The sequence below is a fragment of the Streptomyces sp. PsTaAH-124 genome (genome assembly GCF_000373685.1).
Classification (GTDB): domain Bacteria; phylum Actinomycetota; class Actinomycetes; order Streptomycetales; family Streptomycetaceae; genus Streptomyces; species Streptomyces andamanensis.
The window spans coordinates 1-5,018 of the sequence record NZ_KB892200.1; the positions used below are offsets into that span (position 1 = coordinate 1).

Here is a 5,018-nt window from a genome sequence, read left to right on the forward strand (position 1 = left end):
ACCGAACAACCCCTGTACCTCGGCTCACTGAAGTCCAACATCGGACACTCACAAGCGGCAGCCGGGATCGGCGGACTCATCAAAATGACCCAGGCGATACGGCACGGCATGCTGCCGAGAACCCTGCACGTCACCGAGCCCACGCCGCACGTCGACTGGAACGACGGCACCGTCCGGCTCCTCACCGAAGCCCGCCCCTGGCCCGACACCGGCCACCCCCGCCGCGCCGCCATCTCCTCCTTCGGCATCAGCGGCACCAACGCACACATCATCATCGAGCAGGCGCCCGAAGAACGGGACGGCACCGCGCGCACCGGCGAGGCACCGGCCGTCGGCGGGCGTGCCCTGTGGGCGCTGTCCGCACGCGACGAGACCGCGCTGCGGGCGCAGGCCGGGGCTCTGCACCGGCAGTTGACGGCCCGGCCCGGATGGCACCGCGCCGAGGTGGCCCGCTCGCTGGCCGAGACGCGCTCGCTGTGGGAGCAGCGGGCCGTGGTCCTCGGCGACTCCGACGACGAACTCCTGACCGCGCTGGCCGCGTTCGGCCGTGGTGAGGCGTCCCCGGCCGTGGTGGCGGGCAGCGCGGCGCGTGCGGGAGGCACCGCGTTCCTGTTCACCGGGCAGGGCGCCCAGCGGGCCGTGATGGGCCGTGAACTGTACGCGGCCAGCCCCGTGTTCGCGGCGGCCCTCGACGAGGTGTGCGCCGCCCTGGACCCGTATCTGGACCGCCCGCTGCTAGATGTCATGTTCGCCGAGGAGGAGCCTCTTCTCCACGAGCTCCACGAGACCCGTTACACCCAGCCCGCGCTCTTCGCCCTGGAGACCGCCCTGCACCGGCTGCTGGCTCAGCACGGTCTGGTCCCGGACGCGGTGGCCGGACACTCCGTCGGCGAACTCGCCGCCGCCCATGCGGCAGGAGTGCTGAGCCTCGCGGACGCGGCCGCGCTCGTCGCCGCCCGCGGCCGCCTCATGCAGGCCGCGCGGCCCGGGGGTGCCATGATCGCCGTACAGGCCGCCGAGGCGGAGATCGCCGCCGATCTGCGGCCCTACGCCGACCGGCTCGCCCTGGCGGCCGTCAACGGGCCGTCCTCCGTGGTGATCTCGGGGGACGCGGACGCGGCCGAGGCCGTCGCCGCCCGGTGGCGGGAGCGCGGGGCGATGACCCGCCGCCTGCGCGTCAGCCACGCCTTCCACTCCCCCCACATGTCCGGGATCCTCGACGCATTCCGGTCCGTGGCGGAGAAGTTGACCTACCGGGCGCCGCGCATACCCGTCGTCTCCACCCTCACCGGGCGGCTCGCCGCCGGTGACGATCTGGTCACCGCCGACTACTGGGTGCGCCAGCTCCGCCACGCCGTCCGCTTCGCGGACGCCACCCGGACCCTGGAGCGGGACGAGGGCGTCACCGTGTTCGTGGAGGTGGGCCCGGACGCCGTCCTGACCGCCATGGCGGGCGCCTGCCTCACCTCGGACGCCTCGGCCGCCGTCGCCCTGCTGCGCGCGGGCCATCCCGAGGTCACCACCCTGACGGCGGGTCTCGCCCGCGCCCACACCGCCGGGGCACCCCTCGATCTGGCGTCGCTCCACCCCGGCACCGGGCACATCGACCTGCCGGCGTATCCGTTCCAGCGCTCGCGCCACTGGCTGGCGCCGTCGACCGCGGACGGCGAGCGGGCCGCGGCCGGGGTCACCGTGCTCGGGCATCCGCTGCTCGGCGGCGCGGTCGAACAGGCCACCGGCGGCGTCACGTTCGTCGGGGAGCTGTCCCTGGCCACGCACCCCTGGCTCGCCGACCACGCGATCCGGGGCACGGTCGTGCTCCCGGCCACCGCGTACATCGAGATGGCGTTGTACGCGGCGGACTTCACCGGCTGCGCGGAGGTCGAGGAGCTGACCCTCACCCAGCCGCTCACGCTGGAGCCGGACGACTCCCTGCGGGTGCAGCTCACGGTCGGCGCCCCCGATCCGGCGGGGAGGCGCGCCCTCGACGTGCACACCCGGCGGGACGGCGACTGGGTCCTGCACGCCACCGGCGGCCTCGCCGAGGCCGCGACCGACGGTGCACCGGCCGATGCACCGGCCGCGGATCGTGCGTGGCCGCCCGCGGGCGCCGAGCCGGTGGATCTCCACGAGCTCTACGAGCGTGTGGCCGAGCGCGGCTACCGGTACGGTCCCGCCTTCCAGGGGCTGCGGGCGGCCTGGACGCACGGCGACAGCGTGTTCGCGGAGGTGGGCGCCGAGCCGGACGCCCCGGACGGCACGTTCCTGCTCGACCCGGCGTCACTGGACGCGGCCCTGCACGTGCTGCTGCCGGGTGTGCTCGACGAGTCGGCGGCGACCCGGCTGCCGTTCTCCTGGTCCGGGGTCCGCCTGCACACGGCCGGAGCGGGCGGGCTGCGTGTGGAGTTCCGGCGGTCCGGTGACGCGACCATGTCGCTCGCCGTGGCCGACGCCTCGGGCGTCCCGGTGGCCGGCGTACGGGAGTTGAGATGGCGCGAGCTGCCCGCCGACGCGCTCGGCGGCGCCGTCGAGGAGCCGTCCCTGTTCGCGCTGCGCCGACGCGTACTGCCGCTGGGGGACGCCGCCGCGACCGCCGGAGCGCCCTTGGTCCTGGACTCGCTCGACGCCGCCGGGGCGGACGGCCTGCCGCCCGTGGTCGTGCTGCCCGTGGCGGGCCCGACCGCTGCACAGGCGGTGACACCGGTGCTGGAGGCCGTACGCGCGTGGCTGACGGAGGACCGCTTCTCGGCGAGCACGCTGGTGGTGCTGACCCGCGACGGCGACACGGATCCGGCGAGCGGTGCCGCCTGGGGGCTGGTCCGTTCCGCGCAGACGGAGCACCCCGGCCGGGTGGTGCTCGTGGACACGGACGGGTCCCCCGAGTCGGAGCGGCTGCTCGCGGCGGCCGTCGCCACCGGCGAGCCGGAGCTGACCCTGCGGGCGGGTGTCGCCTCCGTACCGGAGCTGGCGCCGCTGCCCGGTGCGCACGGGGCACCGGCCGTCCCGGGCGCCGGGGCCCCGGCGCGGGCCGCCTTCGGATCCGAGGGCACCGTTCTGGTCACCGGCGCCACCGGCACGCTCGGCGGTCTGCTGGCCCGCCACCTGGTGACCCGGTACGGCGTACGGCAGCTGCTGCTCATCAGCCGCAGGGGTGAACGCGCGCCCGGTGCGGCCGAGTTGGTGGCCGAGCTGACCGGGCTGGGCGCCGAAGTGCGGCTCACGGCGTGCGACGCGGCCGACCGTGACGCGCTCGCGGAGGTGCTCGGCTCGGTCCCCGCCGACCGGCCGCTGTCCGCCGTCGTGCACACGGCGGGTGTGCTCGACGACGGTGTCGTCACGGCGCTCACACCCGAGCGGCTGCACGGTGTGCTGCGCCCCAAGGCCGACGCGGCCCGGAACCTGCACGAGCTGACCCGCCACCTCGACCTGTCCGCGTTCGTGCTGTACTCGTCCGTCTCGGGTCTGATCGGCGCGGCCGGGCAGGCGAACTACGCCGCGGCGAACACCTCCCTGGACGCGCTGGCCCGGCACCGCAGGTCGCTGGGCCTGGCCGCCACGTCGGTGGCCTGGGGCCTGTGGGAGCAGCGCGGCGGCGGCATGGCCGAGTCGCTGGCGGACCGCGACATCCGGCGCATGGCACGCGCGGGCGTGGGTGTGCTCTCGCACGCCGAGGGGCTGGCGCTCTTCGACCGTGCCCTCGCCGCCGACGAGGCCGCGGTCGCCGCGCTGCGGCTCGACACCGCGGCGCTGCGGTCCGCGGCGGACCGGGCGCCCGCGCTGCTGCGGCGGCCGGCGGGCGGCGCGGCGGCACCCCGGCGCCGTGAGCGGCGGCGCGCGCCCGCGGCACCTCAGGGCACGCTGCTGCCGGGGCTCTCCGGCACGGAACGGCACGAGCGGCTCACCGAGGTGGTGCTGTCCGAGGCGGCTTCGGTGCTCGGACACGCCGATGCGTCCGGGATCCGCTCCTCGGACCGCTTCAACGCCATCGGGTTCGACTCGTTGATGTCCGTCGAGTTCCGCAACAGGCTCGGCGCGGCCGTCGGGCTCTCGCTGCCCACCGGTCTCGTCTTCGACCGCCCGACTCCGGACGACGTCGTGACGTATCTCGACGAGCGGCTGGCCGGACCGGCCGAGACCACCGTCCCGGACGACACTCCGGCGGTCCCGGCCGCCGAACTACCCGCAGATGACGATCCGTTGGTGATCGTCGGTATGGCCTGCCGCTACCCCGGCGGCGTCACCTCACCCGACGACCTCTGGAACCTCCTCACCACCGAGACCGACGCCATCACCGACTTCCCCACCAACCGCGGCTGGAACCCNAACCTCCACCACCCCGACCCCGACACCCCNNACACCACCTACACCCGAGGCGGCGGCTTCCTCCACGACGCCGACCACTTCGACGCNCCCTTCTTCGGCATCTCACCCCGCGAAGCCGTCGCCATGGACCCCCAACAACGCCTCCTCCTCGAAACCGCCTGGCACACCATCGAACACGCCCACATCGACCCCCACACCCTCCGCGGCACCGACACCGCCGTCTACATCGGCGCGATGTACCACGACTACGCGCCGCCGGTGCATCAGATGCCCGAGGAGCTGGAAGGGGTGCTGCTGACCGGCAACACGGCGAGTGTCCTCTCCGGCCGGGTGTCGTACCTGTTCGACCTGACCGGGCCCACGGTGACCATCGACACCGCGTGCTCGTCGTCGCTGGTCGCGCTGCATCTGGCGGCCAAGGCGCTGCGTGCCGGTGAGTGCTCGATGGCGCTGGTGGGCGGGGTCACGGTGATGTCCACGCCGGGTACGTTCGTCGAGTTCGCGCGGCAGCGGGGGCTGTCCCCGGACGGCCGCTCCAAGTCGTTCTCCGACGACGCCGACGGCACGGGCTGGGCGGAGGGCATCGGTCTCGTGCTGGTCGAGCGGCTGTCCGACGCGCGGCGCAACGGCCACCCCGTCCGCGCCGTCCTGCGCGGCACCGCCGTCAACCAGGACGGCGCCTCCAACGGACTCAC

General features: G+C 74.8%; 1 protein-coding gene. It reads left to right on the forward strand.

Annotation, left to right across the window (positions count from 1 at the left end):
* A partial coding sequence (locus B086_RS0129910) for a type I polyketide synthase (RefSeq protein WP_018570116.1) occupies positions 1 to 5,018 on the forward strand: 5,018 nt, incomplete at both ends.